General features: G+C 71.7%; 14 protein-coding genes and 1 pseudogene. 9 read left to right on the forward strand and 6 right to left on the reverse strand.

What is annotated here, in order from left to right:
- Positions 1 to 572 (reverse strand): annotated as a pseudogene (locus tag AB0O29_RS30265) (PucR family transcriptional regulator); the annotation flags it as partial.
- A 198-nt stretch (positions 573 to 770) separates the two neighbouring features.
- On the opposite strand from AB0O29_RS30265, the gene AB0O29_RS30270 reads away from it, so the two are divergent.
- The 4 genes from AB0O29_RS30270 (at position 771) to AB0O29_RS30285 (ending at position 4,703) form a co-directional block, all read left to right on the forward strand.
- A complete protein-coding gene (locus tag AB0O29_RS30270) occupies positions 771 to 1,697 on the forward strand; it encodes a proline dehydrogenase family protein (RefSeq protein ID WP_365157836.1) in 927 nt (308 codons plus the stop codon).
- A 30-nt stretch (positions 1,698 to 1,727) separates the two neighbouring features.
- Complete coding sequence (gene pruA, locus AB0O29_RS30275) at positions 1,728 to 3,359, forward strand: L-glutamate gamma-semialdehyde dehydrogenase (RefSeq protein ID WP_365157839.1); 1,632 nt, start codon at positions 1,728 to 1,730, stop codon at positions 3,357 to 3,359.
- A gap of 256 nt (positions 3,360 to 3,615) precedes the next feature.
- On the forward strand, positions 3,616 to 4,503 hold the full coding sequence (locus AB0O29_RS30280) for a hypothetical protein (RefSeq protein WP_365157842.1): 888 nt from the start codon (positions 3,616 to 3,618) through the stop codon (positions 4,501 to 4,503).
- Positions 4,497 to 4,703: a hypothetical protein gene (locus tag AB0O29_RS30285; protein ID WP_365157845.1), complete on the forward strand. Its 207-nt coding sequence runs from the start codon at positions 4,497 to 4,499 to the stop codon at positions 4,701 to 4,703. The genes AB0O29_RS30280 and AB0O29_RS30285 overlap by 7 nt, the downstream gene beginning before the upstream one ends.
- On the opposite strand, the gene AB0O29_RS30290 is transcribed toward AB0O29_RS30285, so the two are convergent.
- From AB0O29_RS30290 to AB0O29_RS30300, 3 genes are all read right to left on the reverse strand, one after another.
- Positions 4,700 to 5,401 (reverse strand): nitroreductase family protein, encoded by a 702-nt coding sequence (locus tag AB0O29_RS30290; RefSeq protein ID WP_365157848.1) that lies wholly within the window; start codon positions 5,399 to 5,401, stop codon positions 4,700 to 4,702. The two genes, AB0O29_RS30285 and AB0O29_RS30290, sit on opposite strands and share 4 nt — an antisense overlap.
- 427 nt (positions 5,402 to 5,828) lie before the next feature.
- Positions 5,829 to 7,859 (reverse strand): phosphocholine-specific phospholipase C, encoded by a 2,031-nt coding sequence (locus tag AB0O29_RS30295; protein ID WP_365157851.1) that lies wholly within the window; start codon positions 7,857 to 7,859, stop codon positions 5,829 to 5,831.
- Positions 7,860 to 7,978: 119 nt separating this feature from the next.
- Positions 7,979 to 8,992, reverse strand: coding sequence for an NADP-dependent oxidoreductase (locus AB0O29_RS30300; protein ID WP_365157854.1), 1,014 nt, complete (start codon positions 8,990 to 8,992; stop codon positions 7,979 to 7,981).
- Between the two features lie 99 nt (positions 8,993 to 9,091).
- Here AB0O29_RS30300 and AB0O29_RS30305 point away from each other — a divergent pair, with 99 nt between their 5' ends.
- The 4 genes from AB0O29_RS30305 (at position 9,092) to AB0O29_RS30320 (ending at position 12,815) form a co-directional block, all read left to right on the forward strand.
- On the forward strand, positions 9,092 to 9,988 hold the full coding sequence (locus AB0O29_RS30305; RefSeq protein ID WP_365157857.1) for a LysR family transcriptional regulator: 897 nt from the start codon (positions 9,092 to 9,094) through the stop codon (positions 9,986 to 9,988).
- Between the two features lie 262 nt (positions 9,989 to 10,250).
- A complete protein-coding gene (locus tag AB0O29_RS30310) occupies positions 10,251 to 10,382 on the forward strand; it encodes a hypothetical protein (protein WP_365157860.1) in 132 nt (43 codons plus the stop codon).
- An 82-nt stretch (positions 10,383 to 10,464) separates the two neighbouring features.
- Positions 10,465 to 11,505 (forward strand): 3-isopropylmalate dehydrogenase, encoded by a 1,041-nt coding sequence (locus AB0O29_RS30315; RefSeq protein ID WP_365157863.1) that lies wholly within the window; start codon positions 10,465 to 10,467, stop codon positions 11,503 to 11,505.
- A 224-nt stretch (positions 11,506 to 11,729) separates the two neighbouring features.
- A complete protein-coding gene (locus AB0O29_RS30320; protein WP_365157866.1) occupies positions 11,730 to 12,815 on the forward strand; it encodes a branched-chain amino acid aminotransferase in 1,086 nt (361 codons plus the stop codon).
- A gap of 106 nt (positions 12,816 to 12,921) precedes the next feature.
- Here AB0O29_RS30320 and AB0O29_RS30325 read toward each other — a convergent pair whose 3' ends face one another.
- Both AB0O29_RS30325 and AB0O29_RS30330 read right to left on the reverse strand, forming a co-directional pair.
- Complete coding sequence (locus AB0O29_RS30325) at positions 12,922 to 13,074, reverse strand: hypothetical protein (protein WP_365157869.1); 153 nt, start codon at positions 13,072 to 13,074, stop codon at positions 12,922 to 12,924.
- A gap of 32 nt (positions 13,075 to 13,106) precedes the next feature.
- The gene (locus tag AB0O29_RS30330; protein ID WP_365157872.1) at positions 13,107 to 14,534 is read right to left on the reverse strand and encodes a cytosine permease; all 1,428 of its coding nucleotides are present in this window, start codon (positions 14,532 to 14,534) and stop codon (positions 13,107 to 13,109) included.
- Between the two features lie 157 nt (positions 14,535 to 14,691).
- Between AB0O29_RS30330 and ureA the strand changes: the two genes are divergently transcribed.
- Positions 14,692 to 15,344: urease subunit gamma (ureA, locus tag AB0O29_RS30335; protein ID WP_365157874.1), on the forward strand; the 653-nt coding region annotated here is incomplete at its 3' end.

Here is a 15,344-nt window from a genome sequence, read left to right on the forward strand (position 1 = left end):
CTCGGGGCAGGGCAGCCAGCGGCTGGGCATGGGGCGTGAACTGCACGCCGCGTACCCGGTGTTCGCGGACGCCTTCGACGCCGCCTGTGCCGCCCCTGCTGCCACCCCCGGCCGGCGGTGAGCACCGCGAGGAACTCCCGGGAGAGGTCGGCGCCCGCCTTGGCCTCCTCGGCCAGCAGCACGCCGATCCGCTGGGCCACCTCCATGGCCGCCTCCAGGGCCTCCGGCCCCGGCTCCGGATCCCGGTCGAGCAGCCACACGTAGCCCTGGACGATGCCCCGGTACCGCACCGGCAGGCAGATCCGCCCCCGGAAGACCCCCGCGTCCGGCGCCGCCGGGATCCGCACGGGGCCGGTCGCCCGGGCGATGCCGAAGCCCTCGAACCAGGACCGCACGGCCGCCGTGGACTGCCGGGTCAGGATCGAGCGCGTGCGCACGGGGTCCATCGCGAGGTCGTCGTCGCTGTCGTGCGCGCCGAAGGCGATCAGGCGGAAGTCCCGGTTCTCCAGCGTCGCCGGGGCGCCGAGCAGCGCCGAGATCTCGTCCACCAGGTCCTGGTAATCGCCCTTCACGGGCACATTCTCCCACCCCCGCGCCGCCCCTTCAGACAGATGTATGAGATCCGGGACACGGATGCGTGACAGCTGTCGATGGCAGAGGATCGTGGAGATCCATAGGTTTCACGGTGGTTTTACTTGCGTTTTCCTTACGGCCGCAGCACACCCCGCGGCGCCCGTATGCCCGCTTCTGCCACCCGTTGGAGGTGCCCCGTGCTGGGTCCCGCGATCCTCGCCGCTTCGCGCAGCGACAAGATGCGCCGAATCGTCTCTGCCGCCCCCGTGACCAAGCCGGTGGTCAACCGCTTCATCCCCGGTGAGACGGTCGACCAGGTCATCCCGATCGTCGAGGAGCTCACCCGCAAGGGCCTTGAGGTCACCCTCGACGTCGTCGGCGAGGACATCACCGCCGTGGAGCAGTCGCACGCCGCCCGGGACGCCTACCTGGAGCTCATCGAGCGTCTCAAGGAGCTGGAGCTCGGCGAGTCGGTCGAGATGTCCGTGAAGCTGTCGATGTTCGGCCAGGCGCTGGAGGGCGGCCACGAGCTCGCCCTCGCCAACGTCCGCCCGGTCGTCGAGGCCGCCGCCGCCATCGGCACCACCGTGACGCTCGACGCCGAGGACCACACCACCCTCGACTCGATGTTCGCCATCCACGAGGAGCTGCGCCGGGACTTCCCGCAGACCGGCTGCGTCATCCAGGCCTACCTCTTCCGCACCGAGGCCGACGCCCGCCGCCTGGCCGCCGCCGGCAGCCGCGTCCGGATCGTGAAGGGCGCCTACAAGGAGCCCGCCGAGGTCGCGTACCAGGACAAGGCCGAGATCGACAAGGCGTACGTCCGGATCATGCGGATCCTCATGGAGGGCGACGGCTACCCGATGATCGGGTCGCACGACCCGCGCCTGATCTCCATAGCGCAGGAGCTCGCCCGGCAGGCCGGCCGCAAGCTGGACGAGTACGAGTTCCAGATGCTCTACGGCATCCGCAGCGAGGAGCACCTCCGGCTCGCCTCCGAGGGTCATCGAATGCGGGTCTACACGGCCTATGGCACGGACTGGTACGGCTACTTCATGCGCCGCCTCGCGGAGAAGCCGGCCAACCTGCTGTTCTTCCTCCGCTCGATGATCACCAAGAACTAGCCAAGAACCAGGTCAAGGAGTTATCGCCCCATGGATGCTGTGACCCAGGTCCCCGCGCCGGTCAACGAGCCGGTCCACTCGTACGCCCCGGGCAGCGCGGAGCGCGCGCGCCTCGAGATCCAGCTCAAGCAGCTGTCCGAGAACCCGATCGACCTCCCGATGACGATCAACGGCGTCAAGCGGATGGGTGGCGGCGAGCGCTTCGACGTCGTCCAGCCGCACGACCACAAGTCGGTCATCGGCACGTACGCGAACGCCACCCGGGCCGACGCCCAGGAGGCCGTCGACGCCGCCCTGGCCGCCGCCCCGGCCTGGCGCGCGATGTCCTTCGACGACCGCGCCGCGATCATCCTGCGCGCCGCCGAGCTGCTGGCCGGCCCGTGGCGCGAGAAGCTGGCCGCCTCCACGATGCTGGGCCAGTCGAAGACCGCTCAGCAGGCCGAGATCGACACCCCGTGCGAGCTCGTCGACTTCTGGCGCTTCAACGTCCACTTCGCCCGCCAGATCCTGGCCGAGCAGCCGTGCGCGAACTCCGCCGGCGTGTGGAACCGCAGCGACCACCGCCCGCTCGAGGGCTTCGTCTACGCGATCACCCCGTTCAACTTCACGGCCATCGCCGGCAACCTGCCGACCGCCCCGGCCCTGATGGGCAACGTGGTCGTCTGGAAGCCGTCCCCGACGCAGACCCACTCCGCGGTCCTCCTCATGGAGCTCCTGGAGGCGGCCGGCCTGCCCAAGGGCGTCATCAACCTGGTGACCGGCGACGGCATCGCCGTCTCCGAGGTGGCCCTGAACCACCCCGAGCTGGCCGGCATCCACTTCACCGGCTCGACCAAGACCTTCCAGTACCTGTGGAAGACGGTCGGCAACAACATCGAGAACTACCGCTCGTACCCGCGCCTGGTCGGCGAGACGGGCGGCAAGGACTTCGTCGTCGCGCACCCGTCCGCGGACCGCGCGATCCTGAAGACCGCCCTGACCCGCGGTTCCTTCGAGTTCCAGGGCCAGAAGTGCTCGGCGTCCTCGCGCGCCTACGTCCCGGCCTCGATCTGGAACGACGGCTTCAAGGAGCAGTTCGCGGCCGAGGTCGACGGCATCACCATGGGTGACGTCCGCGACCTGTCGAACTTCATCGGCGCGGTCATCGACGAGCGCTCCTTCGCGAAGAACAAGGCCGCGATCGACCGTGCGAAGGCCGACCCGACCTGCACGATCGTCGCGGGCGGCACGTACGACGACTCGGAGGGCTACTTCGTCCGCCCGACCGTCATCGAGTGCACGGACCCGGAGAACGAGGTCTTCACGACCGAGTACTTCGGCCCGATCCTGGCGATCCACGTGTACGAGGACGCGGAGTACGACGCGATGCTGGCGCAGATGGAGAACGTCTCGGCGTACGCCCTGACCGGCTCCGTCATCGCGCAGGACCGCTACGCGGCGGCCGACACGATGGAGAAGCTCCGCTTCGCGGCGGGCAACTTCTACATCAACGACAAGTCGACCGGCGCCGTCGTCGGCCAGCAGCCCTTCGGCGGCGGCCGTGCCTCGGGCACCAACGACAAGGCGGGCGCGGCGTCCAACCTGCTCCGCTGGACCTCGACCCGCTCCATCAAGGAGACCCTGGTCCCGCCGACCGAGTACGGCTACCCCCACATGGGCTGACCGCCCTCCCCTGAATCCCGCCCCCGCTCCGGTACCCCCAAGTCCGGAGCGGGGGCGGTCCCATTTCCCCTCCGGGGAGGACCGATCGCTGCTAGCCTGGCGGGAGTTGTCGCGTACGGCGACGCGCTCCAGCACTCGGGCCCGGCTACCCGAGGGGGCGAAGGGCTCTGACGAGTTCCCGTGCGGGTGGGCTCCAGCAGACGGAGATACGCAAGCCTTCACGTGCCCGTGCCGGGGCGGTGCCAGAGGGAGACGTATGTCCAGGCGCACCGACAACCGCCACCGCGTGGCCAGCATCTGCCGTGAGGCCACCGGCCTGCCGCACCACACCTGCCTCCGCTGGGCCGAATCGGGGCTCATCACACGGCACCACCCCGTCCCCGAAGCGGCCCACGCGGATCAGCGGTCCCTTGAGGCCGAGGTGCTCCTCACCGTGGCCAACCGGCTGCAGCAAGCTCAGGTCGGAGGGGCCGTCTTCGGCTTCGTGGGGGCGGTGCCGAGTCTTGACGGTGTCGCACTCCGCGTCCACCCCGAGATGGGACGGCAGGTTCTGGCCGCGCTGTTGCCCCGCCTCCACAATCCCCTGCCGGGCTGCCATGAACTCCGGGGCGTACCGGGGCTCCGGCCCACCTGCGAGGCCGCGGGAGTGCGGCTGCGGAGTCTGCGGTGGGGGACCGCCTCCGTGCTGCTGCAGCACCCCGATCCGGCCTGGGCGCGGTACCTCTCCGAGAAGGCCTGCTGGGAACACGTCTGGTGGCACAACCCCGACCGCCTCCACCCCGGCGAAGAGGCCCAGCTGACGCCCGCGAGGGGGGCCGACGCGGATCGCGACCGGCTGCTCAGCCGGTTGCTGCGGCGCCCCGGGCTGGTCAATGCCGCCGGATCGGCGCACGGTTCGGCCAACACCTACAGCCGTGGCTCCAGGGAGCTGATCATCGCCTGGTGCTGCGCCCTGGAAGCGGACGAGCTCGCACGGCGGCTGCGGCGCAGCGGGCTGCTGGAGCCGGACGAAGAGGACGGGGCCGAAACGGCGTACGGAATGCACCCGGGCCGGCTCGCGCTGGGCGGGGCGGCCGTCACCGTGCGGCGCGGGACGTGCGCCACGGCGACGGCGCCGATTGCCACCGGGGCCGGCCCGTGCTGACCGCGGCCATCGTCACCGCGGCCGTGCTCGGGGTCGCCAAGGTCGTGCGGGACTGGTTGATCCTGCGGCAGGTGCGGGCCGCCATGGAGGCGGGGAGTGCCGAGGACCGGGTGCGGATCGGGTTGCGGCTCGCCGGGGCCCTGGGCGGGCGGCAGGCCGGCGAGGACGGGCCGCCCGCTCAGCCGGAGGCGGGCGGTTAGACCTCCACCAGGACCTGGTCCAGGGACTTGCGGAGCAGGTCCGGGACCTCGCAGTCTTCCGACGGGTAGCCGACCGGGATGACCGCGAAGGCCTTCTCGTTCTCCGGGCGTCCCAGGACGTGGCTCAGGAAGCGCATCGGGCTCGGGGTGTGGATGAGGGCGGCCAGGCCCGAGAGGTGGAGGGCGGAGAGGAGCATACCGACCGCGATGCCGACCGACTCGTCCACGTAGTAGTGCTTGCGCTTGTCCCCGTCCGGGCCGAGCCAGTACCGCTGCTGGAAGACCACGATCAGCGCCGGGGCGTCCGTCAGGTGGGTCTTCACGGCGTCGGTGCCGATGGGGCGCAGGGCCGCCAGCCATTCGTCGCCGAGGCGGCCGTCGTAGGAGATCTGCTCCTCCTGTTCGGCGGCGGCGCGGATCTGCCGGCGGATCGCGGGGTCCTTGACCAGGACGAAGGTCCACGGCTGCTGGTGCGCCCCCGACGGGGCGGTGGCGGCGCAGGCGATGGCGTCGCGGACGGCCTGTTCCGGGACGGGGTCGGGGGAGAAGTGGCGCACGGTGCGCCGTTCGTCCATCCGGGCCCGCAACTCCGCCGCGCGCGCGAGGGATTCGGGGCCGGGCATGCGCGCGGGACGGTAGGCGACGGGCCGGTAGGGCTGGCCATGGGTGGGGGTCCACTGCTGGGTCTCTGGCGACATGCGTAGATCTTCCAGCGGGGCGACCCCGGAGGCCAGGGCCGGGTGAGGGGGCGGTGTCCGTTGTGTGGGGACCCGGGGGCTATGGCCGTGGCGAACGTCGGTCGATTCACGGTGCGCGGCGGGCCGCTCCGCAGCCCGCGCCGCCGACGGCCCGGGGGCGTCGGGGACCGGGGTGTCCGCCGGGGGCGGGGGAGCCGGCGGGCCCTCCGCCCGGGCTGGACCACGCGGGCCGGCGGCGGGGTGCGGACCGCCGTCGACCTGCGCCTCGGCGCTGGGCCCGGGGTGGACCACCTCCCGGGTCCGGCCGGGCCGGCGCCCTCGCGGACCCGGCGCCGCGGGATCGGGCACCGGGACCTGGGGGGCGGGGGCCGGAGCGCTCCGGACCCCGGTGCCTGCGCGTGTTTCCGGCCTTTCCGGGGTCCGGCGGTCAGGAGCCCGAGATGCTCGCCGCGCCCGTCTCGATGTGGCCCGTGTAGCGGCGGGACCAGGTGCCGTCGGAGTCGGCCAGGATCGTGAAGTCGTACCAGCCCTTGTTGTAGGCGACGGCGTTGAAGAAGTCCTCGCGCGAGGAGTTCGCCGGGACCGTGTACGTCCAGGGGCCGTCCGAGCGGTAGGCGTTCGAGCGGATCGTGAAGGTGACCGGGGAGGCCGAGGCGTTGGTCATCTTGAACCAGATGGCCGTCTTGCCGGTGCCCGTCTCCACCGCGTAGCGGGCGGCGACCTCCAGGGACTTGCCCGGCTTGGTCGCGTCGCCGATGAAGCGGCGCAGGAAGCGGTTGGGGCCGTACATCGAGATGTCGTACTTGCCGGAGCCGGCGCCCAGACCGATGGAGAACCAGTCGCTGGAGGTGGCCCCGGGGTCGACCGTGTACTGCCAGGCGGCCGTGTCCCGGTACTGGTGCGGGTGGATCGAGAAGTGCGCCGCCTGCCGGGCCTGCGGGCCCTGGTTGGTCATCGAGAACCAGGCCAGGATCTTGCCGGCGGGCCCGAACTCGAAGCGGTCGAGGTTGCCGTTGACCTGGTACGGGAGGGCGCGGGCCGGGCGCGTCCCGGACTCCTGCGCCGGGAGGGCGTTGTCCTGGGGGACCGGGTTGGGCAGGGGCCCGCAGGTGGACTGGCCGATGACCTTCGCCGTCGAGGGCAGGCCGGACGGGACCCCGTACACCGGGTGCGCGAAGTCGAAGACGCCCGTCAGGTCGCCGGTCACCTTGCGGCGCCAGGCGCTGATGTTGGGGCAGAGGGCCGGCGTGCCCAGGGCCGTGGTCCACGTCTCCATGAAGCGCAGGACGGAGGTGTGGTCGAAGACCTCGGAGCTGACCCAGCCGCCCCGGGTCCACGGGGACATCACCAGCATGGGGACGCGGAAGCCCAGGCCGATCGGGGTGCCGTCGATGTACTCGTCGGGGGTGCCGGGCGGGGCGACCGGCGGGGCGACGTGGTCGAAGAAGCCGTCGTTCTCGTCGTAGTTGAGGAAGAGGACCGTGGAGTCGAAGACCTCGGGGTTCGCGGCGAGCGCCCGGTAGACCAGGTCCACGAAGTGGGCGCCGTCGCCGGGCGGGGCGTACGGGTGCTCCGAGAAGGCCTCGTTCGCCACCACCCAGGACACCTGGGGCAGGGTGCCCGCGACCACGTCCGCGCGGATCGCGGCGGCGATGTCGTCGGGGGTGGAGCCGGTGGTCTTGGGGACGGAGGCCATGCCGCGGTCCCACAGCGGGTCGCCGGGGGCGGCGTCCGTGAACCTCTTGAAGTAGGCCAGGCCGTTGTCCCCGTAGTTGTCCTGGGCGTTCTGGTAGACCTTCCAGGTCATCCCGGCCCGCTGGAGGGCCTCCGCGTACGTCTCCCAGGTGAGCCCCGACTCGTCGCCGCCGTCCTTGCTGCCCGGGTCCACCTTGCCGCTCCACAGGAAGGTGCGGTTGGGGCCGGTGGCGCTGAGGGTGGAGCAGAAGTAGGCGTCGCAGATCGTGTAGTTGTCGGCGAGCCCGTAGTGGAAGGGGATGTCGGGGCGGTCCAGGTGGCCGAGGGTGTGGGTCTTGCCGACGCCGGCGACCCAGTTGTCCATCCGGCCGTTGTTCCAGGCGGCGTGCTGCGAGGTCCAGCTGTGCGGGAGGTCTCCGGTGCACTGGGCCAGGGTCGCGCCGTCGGCACCGCCCGCCGCCGGGGTGGCGGACAGTCTCCACGGGTACTGGCGGCCGCCCCAGTTCGGCTGGTTGAAGGTGCCCCAGCCGCCCGGGATGTTGCCGGAGGCGCGGTCGCCGAAGCCGCGGACGCCCTTGAGCTTGCCGAAGTAGTGGTCGAAGCTGCGGTTCTCCTGCATCAGGATCACCACGTGCTTCACATCGGTGATCGTGCCCGTCGCCGCGGCCGCGGCCGCCGTCGTGGGCAGGGCTGCGGGCAGGGCCGCCCCGGCCACGAGCCCGGCGCCGATTCCCACGAAGCCCCTGCGGCTGATCGGTGTCACTGGCTGCTCGCCTCCAACTCGGGTGCCCCGCTGGCACATCGTCGGCAAGCGTGGCGGCGGCCGCCTCAAAGGTCTACATCCGTGCGGTAAGAAAACGGTGAACATCCGGGTGGCCGGAATCAACCGGCGGTGCGCACCAGCATCTTGCCCAGGTTCTCCCCGTGCAGCATGCCCAGGAACGCCTCCACCGTCTGGTCGAAGCCCTGTACAACGGTGGTGTCGGTGCCGATCCGGCCGCTGCGCAGGTGCGGGACCAGGAAGTCCTCCAGCTCGTCCTGCAGATTGGTGTGGTTTCGAACCAATACCCCTTCCAGGCGCAGGGACTTGTGCACCACCTCGAAGAGGTTGCGGGGCGCGGCCGGCGAGCGGTCGCCGTTGTACATCGAGATCGCGCCGACCCAGGCGACCCGCCCGTACTCGCGCAGGGAGTCGATGGCGCCCTCCAGGTGGTCCCCGCCCACGTTGTCCACGTAGACGTCGATCCCGTCCGGGGCGGCCTGCGCCAGCTGCTCGCCGACCGGGCCGTCGTGGTAGTCGAAGGCGGCGTCGAACCCGAGGGCCCCGGTGAGGTGGGCGACCTTCGCCGCCGAGCCCGCGCTGCCGATGATCCGGCGGGCGCCGAGCAGCCGGGCGATGTGCCCGGTGGCGGTGCCGACGCCGCCGGCCGCGGCGGAGACGAAGAGGTCCTCGCCCTCGCGCAGGGCCGCCGTGCGGGTGAGCGCGGCGTACGCGGTCAGGCCCGTCCCGCCCAGGATCGACAGGTAGGCCTCCAGCGGCACCCCCTCGTGGCCGCGGAGCCCGCGGGTGCCGTCCACGCCCAGGGTGACCAGGGCGTGGGTGCGCCAGCCCGCCCGGTGGAAGACCAGGTCGCCCTCCCGCAGGCCCGGGTCCCGGGAGGCGAGCACCCGGCCCACCGACCTGCCCTCCAGCGGCGCCCCCAGCTCGAAGCCGCCCTCGCCGCCGTCCATCAGCCCCCGGTGGTACGGGTCCACCGAGAGCAGCAGGTTCTCCACCAGCGCGGTGCCGGGGGCGGGTTCGGGGACGGGGGAGGAGACGTACGCGAAGTCGGAGGCGACGGGGAAACCGGTCGGGCGGGCGATCTGGTGGACGGCGTGTGCGGTGTCGGCGTTCATGGCGACGACGGTAGGAAGGAATCCCCGCGCCGGGCAGGGGGTTGCCCTCATGGAAGCCGCACATCCATGAAAGCCGCTCATACACCGAGGTGGGAACCCGTGACCGAACTCGCCCCGCAGGAGATCCGGGTGCTGGTCGCCGTCGCCGAGACGGGCGGCTTCTCCGCCGCGGCCGGGGCGCTCGGCATCAGCCAGTCGGCCGTCTCGCACTCGGTGCGCGGCACCGAGGGCAAGATCGGTGCGGTGCTGTTCGAGCGCGGCCGCTCCGGCGCCACCCCCACCCCGGCGGGGGAGCGGGCCGTGGCCCTGGGCCGGCGCATCCTGCGGCTGTACGAGGCCCTCGGCGCGGAGGCGCGCGCCGCCGGCCGGGCCGCCTCCGGCGCGGGCGCGGCGGACGGGGCCCTGCGGGGGACCCTGCGCATCGCGGCGTTCCGCAGCGCGGCCCTGCACCTGCTGCCGCCCGCCCTGGAGCGCCTCGCCGCGCGGTACCCCGGGATCCGGCCCGAGGTCCGGGTGGTGCGCGAGCTCGGCGCCGGGACGGCCGGGGAGGTGGCGGCCGGCCGGGCGGACCTGGGCATCGCGACCCTGGGCGCGCCCGGCGACGTACCGCCCGGGCTGCTGACGGGGGTGCTCGCGCGGGAGGCGTACGCGCTGGTGCACCCGGCCGGGCACCCGGACCCGAAGGCGCTGCCGCTGCTGGACTGGGACGAGAACTGCGGCTCCTACACCCGCCGGTGGTGGGCGGAGCAGGACTGGATCCCCGCGGCCACCGTCAAGGCGGAGGACGACGCGATGGTGCTGACGATGGTCGGCCGGGGCCTCGGGATGGCGATCATGCCCGAGCTGTCGCTGCGCGAGGCCACGGACGCCGTCGACATCGCCGCTCTGGGGCCGCAGGGGCCGGTGAGGCGGGTGGGATACGTCACTACAGCGGAAGCGGCGTCCACCCTCGCCGTCAGGGCTCTGATCAGGGAACTCAGGGCCGAATCGGTCTGAAAACGGAGCCCCCTGGGAGGGCCTTCCGGGGGGTTTCCCATCTCAGATACTAGGAAGTCCGAGTAATTGCGGAGACATACAGCGGCCGCTGCCCTAGCTTTGTAGGAGCCGAACGTCTCGCACATCCAGCGAATGGCGGTCGTGAGCGCGCGCCCCCTGGCAGGCAACCCCTGCGGCGCACGGCTCCCCGCCTCTTCCGGCGCCTTGAAGGAACCCCTCATCCGTGGCCCCGCCACGCCGTGATCTCAAGGAGTCGATCACCATGACCCCCACCACCGCCGCCTCCCGCCGCGTCCGCCACTCCTCCCCGGCCGACGACGACCGCAAGAACGCCGCCGCCGCCCTGCAGCGCGCCCTGGACCGCCGTGACAACGGCGGCTCGACCGGCCACTGAGCGAGTCCGGACCCCAGGCGTATCTCGTCCATATGGTGGACGGGATATGTCTGAGGGCTGGGACACGGAGTACGGTTCCGACATGTCGACCAGCATCAATCTCGCAGTGATCCCCGGTGATGGCATCGGCCAGGAAGTCGTGGCTCAGGGCCTCAAGGTCCTTACCGCGGTCCTGCCCCAGGATGTGAAGCTGGAGACCAAGGAATACGACCTCGGCGCCCAGCGCTGGCACCGCACCGGCGAGACCCTCCCGGACGCCGAGCTCGAAGCGCTCAAGCACCACGACGCGATCCTCCTCGGCGCCATCGGCGACCCGTCGGTCCCGTCCGGTGTCCTGGAGCGCGGTCTGCTGCTGAAGCTCCGCTTCGCCTTCGACCACTTCATCAACCTGCGCCCCTCGAAGCTCTTCCCGAACACGGCCACTCCGCTGGCCGGCCGTCCGGAGATCGACTTCGTCGTCGTCCGCGAGGGCACCGAGGGCCCGTACACCGGCAACGGTGGCAGCCTGCGCACCGGCACCCCGGCCGAGGTCGCCACCGAGGTCAGCATCAACACCGCCTACGGCGTCGAGCGCGTGGTCCGGGACGCGTACGAGCGGGCGAACTCCCGCCCCCGCAAGAAGCTGACGCTGGTCCACAAGAACAACGTCCTCGTGTACGCGGGCCACATGTGGAAGAACATCTTCGACAAGGTCGGCCAGGAGTACCCCGAGGTCACCACCGACTACCTGCACGTCGACGCGGCGACGATCTTCTTCGTCACCCAGCCCGAGCGCTTCGACGTCATCGTCACGGACAACCTCTTCGGTGACATCCTCACCGACCTGGCCGCCGCCGTCACCGGCGGAATCGGCCTGGCCGCCTCCGGGAACATCAACCCGACCGGCGCCTTCCCCTCGATGTTCGAGCCCGTCCACGGTTCGGCCCCGGACATCGCGGGCACCGGCAAGGCCGACCCGACGGCGACGATCCTGTCCGTCGCCCTCCTGCTGCGCCACCTCGGCTACGAGGAGCAGGCCGTCCGCATCGAGGACGCCGTCTCCGCCGACCTCGCCGAGCGTGACGGAACCTTCCGCTCCACCGACGCGATCGGCGACGCCCTCGCCGCGCGAGTAGCCGGCTGACCCGGCAGCTCCACCCAGGAAGCCGCCGGGTACGCACCATCACCCGGCGGCTTCTCCTGCACGGCCCCGGGTGCCACCATCTCCCGTGGGCCGCATCACCCCGTTTCACCGAAGACCCCGCGCGCGCGATAATCGAACGCGAGGCCGCGGTATACGGGGAAGCTCGGACGTCCTAGTACGCATGAGCGCGGTCCGCCATACACAACGGTGAAGGACAAGCACTCATGACGACGCCCACGATCGAGCTCAAGCCCTCCTCGAACCCGCTGTCCGACGCGGAGCGAGAGGCGATCCTGGCCAGCCCCGGATTCGGCCGCCACTTCACCGACCACATGGTGACGATCAAGTGGACCGAGGGCCGCGGCTGGCACGACGCCGAGCTGGTCCCGTACGCGCCGCTGTCGATCGACCCGGCCAACATGACCCTGCACTACGCGCAGACGATCTTCGAGGGTCTGAAGGCCTACCGCCAGCCCGACGGCACCGTCGCCACCTTCCGCCCGCAGGCCAACGCCGAGCGCTTCCAGGCCTCGGCCCGCCGCATGGCCATGCCGGAGCTGCCGACCGAGCTGTTCATCGAGGCCTGCGACGCGCTGATCAAGCAGGACGCCGCCTGGGTCCCGAACTCCGGCGAGGCCTCCCTCTACCTGCGGCCGTTCATGTTCGCCTCCGAGGTCGGCCTGGGCGTCCGCCCGGCCAACGAGTTCCTGTTCATGGTGATCGCCTCGCCCGCCGGCGCCTACTTCCCCGGTGGGGTCAAGCCCGTCTCCGTCTGGCTCTCCGAGGAGTACGTCCGCGCCGTCAAGGGCGGCACCGGCGCCGCCAAGACCGGCGGCAACTACGCCGCCTCCCTCGTCGCCCAGGCCCAGGCGGCCTCGCACGGCTGTGACCAGGTCGTCTGGCTGGACGCCGTCGAGCACCGCTGGATCGAGGAGATGGGCGGCATGAACCTGTACTTCGTGTACGGCGACCGCATCGTCACCCCGGAGCTGACCGGCTCGCTCCTCCCGGGCATCACCCGCGACTCCCTCCTCACCATCGCCCGCGACCTCGGCTACACCGCCGAGGAGGGGCGGATCTCCACCGAGGACTGGAAGCGCGACAACGAGAACGGCACCCTGACCGAGGTCTTCGCCTGCGGTACGGCCGCCGTCATCACCCCGGTCGGCTCGGTCAAGTCCGAGCGCGCCAACTGGACCCAGGGCGACGGCGAGCCCGGCGAGGTCACCATGAAGCTCCGCAAGGCGCTCCTGGACCTCCAGACCGGCCACCGCGCCGACACCCACGGCTGGATGCACCCGCTCGGCTAGGCCCCGGCCGGCCGGCCGGGCCGCAACCGCCCGAAGACGCCCGAAGGCCCCCGCGCACCAGCGCGGGGGCCTTCGGCCGTTCCCGGACGAGGGGGGAGGGGCGTGGTCAGCGCTCCTCGTCCTGCTCGCCGTCCTTCTTCGCGCGGCCCTGGACGGGCCCGTCCTGCCCGGTCACCGCCAGCAGGCCGTCGCCGACCATGTAGGCCAGGCCCGCGAGCCCCTTGACGATCTTCGTCGCCACATATGCGATCTCTTCCACGACGCTCCCCGTGCCGTTCGTGGCGGCGGCCCCTACCCTTCGACCGCCACCGCTACCTTGTCCGCCGGGGCGGCGGCCGGAGCCGCCTGCGGCCGGAACGTCAGCGCGGTGTAGACCGCGCCGCCGACCAGCCCCGACAGGATGAAACTACAGTCCACCCCGCCGGTGAGGGCCAGCAGCGGGCCCTCGTACACCGGGGTCGACACGGCGGCCAGACCCACGACCGCGCCGGCCGCCCAGGAGACGGTGGCGCGGATGTTCCAGCCCCCGCTGTACCAGTAGACGCCGCCACGGGCCCGGCGGTTGAACACCTGGAGCGCGTCGGCGTCGTACTCCCCGCGGCAGCGGACGTAGCCGATCAGGGTGATCACGGCCCAGGGGGCGCCGATCGCGGTCAGCAGCAGGACGAACGAGGTCATCGCCGACTGGACGTTCCACTCGAAGGACCCGAAGAAGACGAAGGCGGTGGCGACGGCCGCGGCGATCACGGTGGCCTTCGTGCGCGTGGCCTTGGGGACGATGGCGTCCAGGTCGAGGCCCATGGAGTAGAGCATCAGGCCGGCGTTGCCCACCGAGCCCGCGGCGGCGGCGAACAGCAGCGGCACCAGGTACCAGAAGGGCGCGGCGGCCACGAGCGGACCGGCGTAGTCGGCCCCGGCCCGGGCGGCCAGCGCGGTGTAGGTGCCGAACAGCTGCGGGACCAGCAGGCCGACGAGCAGGCCGGTACAGGTGGCCCAGTAGACCTTGCGGGAGCTGTGGCGGCGGGGGGATATGTAGCGCGTGTAGTCGCCGAGGAGGGTGATGAAGGCGACCGGGCCGCTCAGCCCGGCGGCGACGACGGCGAGGATCCAGGTCGGCCAGAAGGAGCCGAGCAGGTACGAGGCCTCCGGGGCGGCGGTGGTGAAGCCGGGGGCGTAGGCGTAGACGCCGACGGCCAGCAGGATCACCATGACGATCGAGAGCGCCTTGCTCATGCGCAGCAGCAGCCGGTAGCCGAACACGGCTCCGACCACGGTGAACGCGGCCAGCACCCCGTACATCAGGGAGTGGGTCACGCCGGTGTCCGGCAGGCCGGTGAGCCGGGCCAGGGTGCCGACCATCACGTCACCGCCGATCCACAGGGTCAGCGCGGTGTAGCCGAGCGCGAGCAGCAGGCCCACGATCGAGCCCACGAGCCTCCCGCGTACGCCGAACTGCGCGCCGCTCGAGGTGGACAGGTTGGTCGCGGTGCGCAGGGAGACCAGCGCGAGCGGCGCGGTGAAGACGATGCCGGCCAGGGTGCCGGTCACGATGGCGGTGACCGAGGGGACCAGCCCCAGTCCGAAGGACGGGGGGAGCCAGCCGAAGACGATCACACCGAGGCAGAGGTTGGAGCCGAGCAGGATCGACATCAGGTCACGGGGACCGCTCGTCCGCTCCTCTTCCGGGATGGTGTCGACGCCGCGCTGTTCGATGGGCATGGGGGGACTCCCTTGGCAGGGCGGGGGGTGGGGGCGCATTAGTTTGAGCGACACTCAATGTGACTCAAGCCCTGCTCCCAGGTCAATGATTCCCAGCGAGGAAATGAAGAGTTAGAGTGATGCTCTAACCCATCGACTCAAAAGGTGGTGGATCGGCGTGCGGCTGACCCCTACGGAGCGCGACCGGCTGCTGCTGCGCAGCGCTGCGGAACTGGCCAGGGCCCGTCGGGCCCGGGGCCTGCGGCTCAACGTCCCCGAGGCCACCGCGCTGATCGCCGACACGGTCTGCGAGGCCGCGCGCGACGGCAAGCGGCTGGCGGAGGCCATCGAGGAGGCCCGGAGCGTCCTCGGCCCCGGCGACGTGCTGCCCGGCGTGGCCGACGTGGTCACCGAGGTGCACGTGGAGGCCGTCTTCGACGACGGATCCCGGCTCGCGGTGGTCTCCTCCCCGATCCAGGGCGCGGCCCCGCTCGGCGACGACGCCCCGGGCGCGGTCGTACCGGGCCCCGGCGCCCCCCAGCCGGAGCCGGTCCTGCACCTGCGGGTGCGCAACACCGCCCCCGTGCCGGTGAGCGTCACCTCGCACTTCCACTTCTTCGAGGCCAACCCGCGCCTCGACTTCGACCGCGCCGCCGCCTACGGCATGCGGCTGTGCGTCCCGGCCGGCTCCTCGGTCCGCTTCGACCCGCACGGCGAGGGCGAGGTCGGCCTGGTCCCGATCGGCGGCGCGCGGATCGCCATCGGCTTCGCCGGGCTGGTCGACGGCCCCCTCGACGCCCCCGGTGCCAAGGCGGAGGCCCTGCGCCGGGC

The organism is Streptomyces sp. NPDC089915 (genome assembly GCF_040684675.1).
In the GTDB taxonomy this organism is placed as follows: Bacteria; Actinomycetota; Actinomycetes; order Streptomycetales; family Streptomycetaceae; genus Streptomyces.

What these genes read in the sequence shown, in the direction of transcription:
- AB0O29_RS30300 (WP_365157854.1), bottom strand. Translation starts at nt 8,992, where the DNA reads ATGAACGCCGACACCGCACACGCCGTCCACCAGATCGCCCGCCCGACC.
- AB0O29_RS30315 (WP_365157863.1), top strand. Translation starts at nt 10,465, where the DNA reads ATGTCGACCAGCATCAATCTCGCAGTGATCCCCGGTGATGGCATCGGC.
- AB0O29_RS30310 (WP_365157860.1), top strand. Translation starts at nt 10,251, where the DNA reads ATGACCCCCACCACCGCCGCCTCCCGCCGCGTCCGCCACTCCTCCCCG.
- AB0O29_RS30320 (WP_365157866.1), top strand. Translation starts at nt 11,730, where the DNA reads ATGACGACGCCCACGATCGAGCTCAAGCCCTCCTCGAACCCGCTGTCC.
- pruA (WP_365157839.1), top strand. Translation starts at nt 1,728, where the DNA reads ATGGATGCTGTGACCCAGGTCCCCGCGCCGGTCAACGAGCCGGTCCAC.
- AB0O29_RS30290 (WP_365157848.1), bottom strand. Translation starts at nt 5,401, where the DNA reads ATGTCGCCAGAGACCCAGCAGTGGACCCCCACCCATGGCCAGCCCTAC.
- AB0O29_RS30280 (WP_365157842.1), top strand. Translation starts at nt 3,616, where the DNA reads ATGTCCAGGCGCACCGACAACCGCCACCGCGTGGCCAGCATCTGCCGT.
- AB0O29_RS30330 (WP_365157872.1), bottom strand. Translation starts at nt 14,534, where the DNA reads ATGCCCATCGAACAGCGCGGCGTCGACACCATCCCGGAAGAGGAGCGG.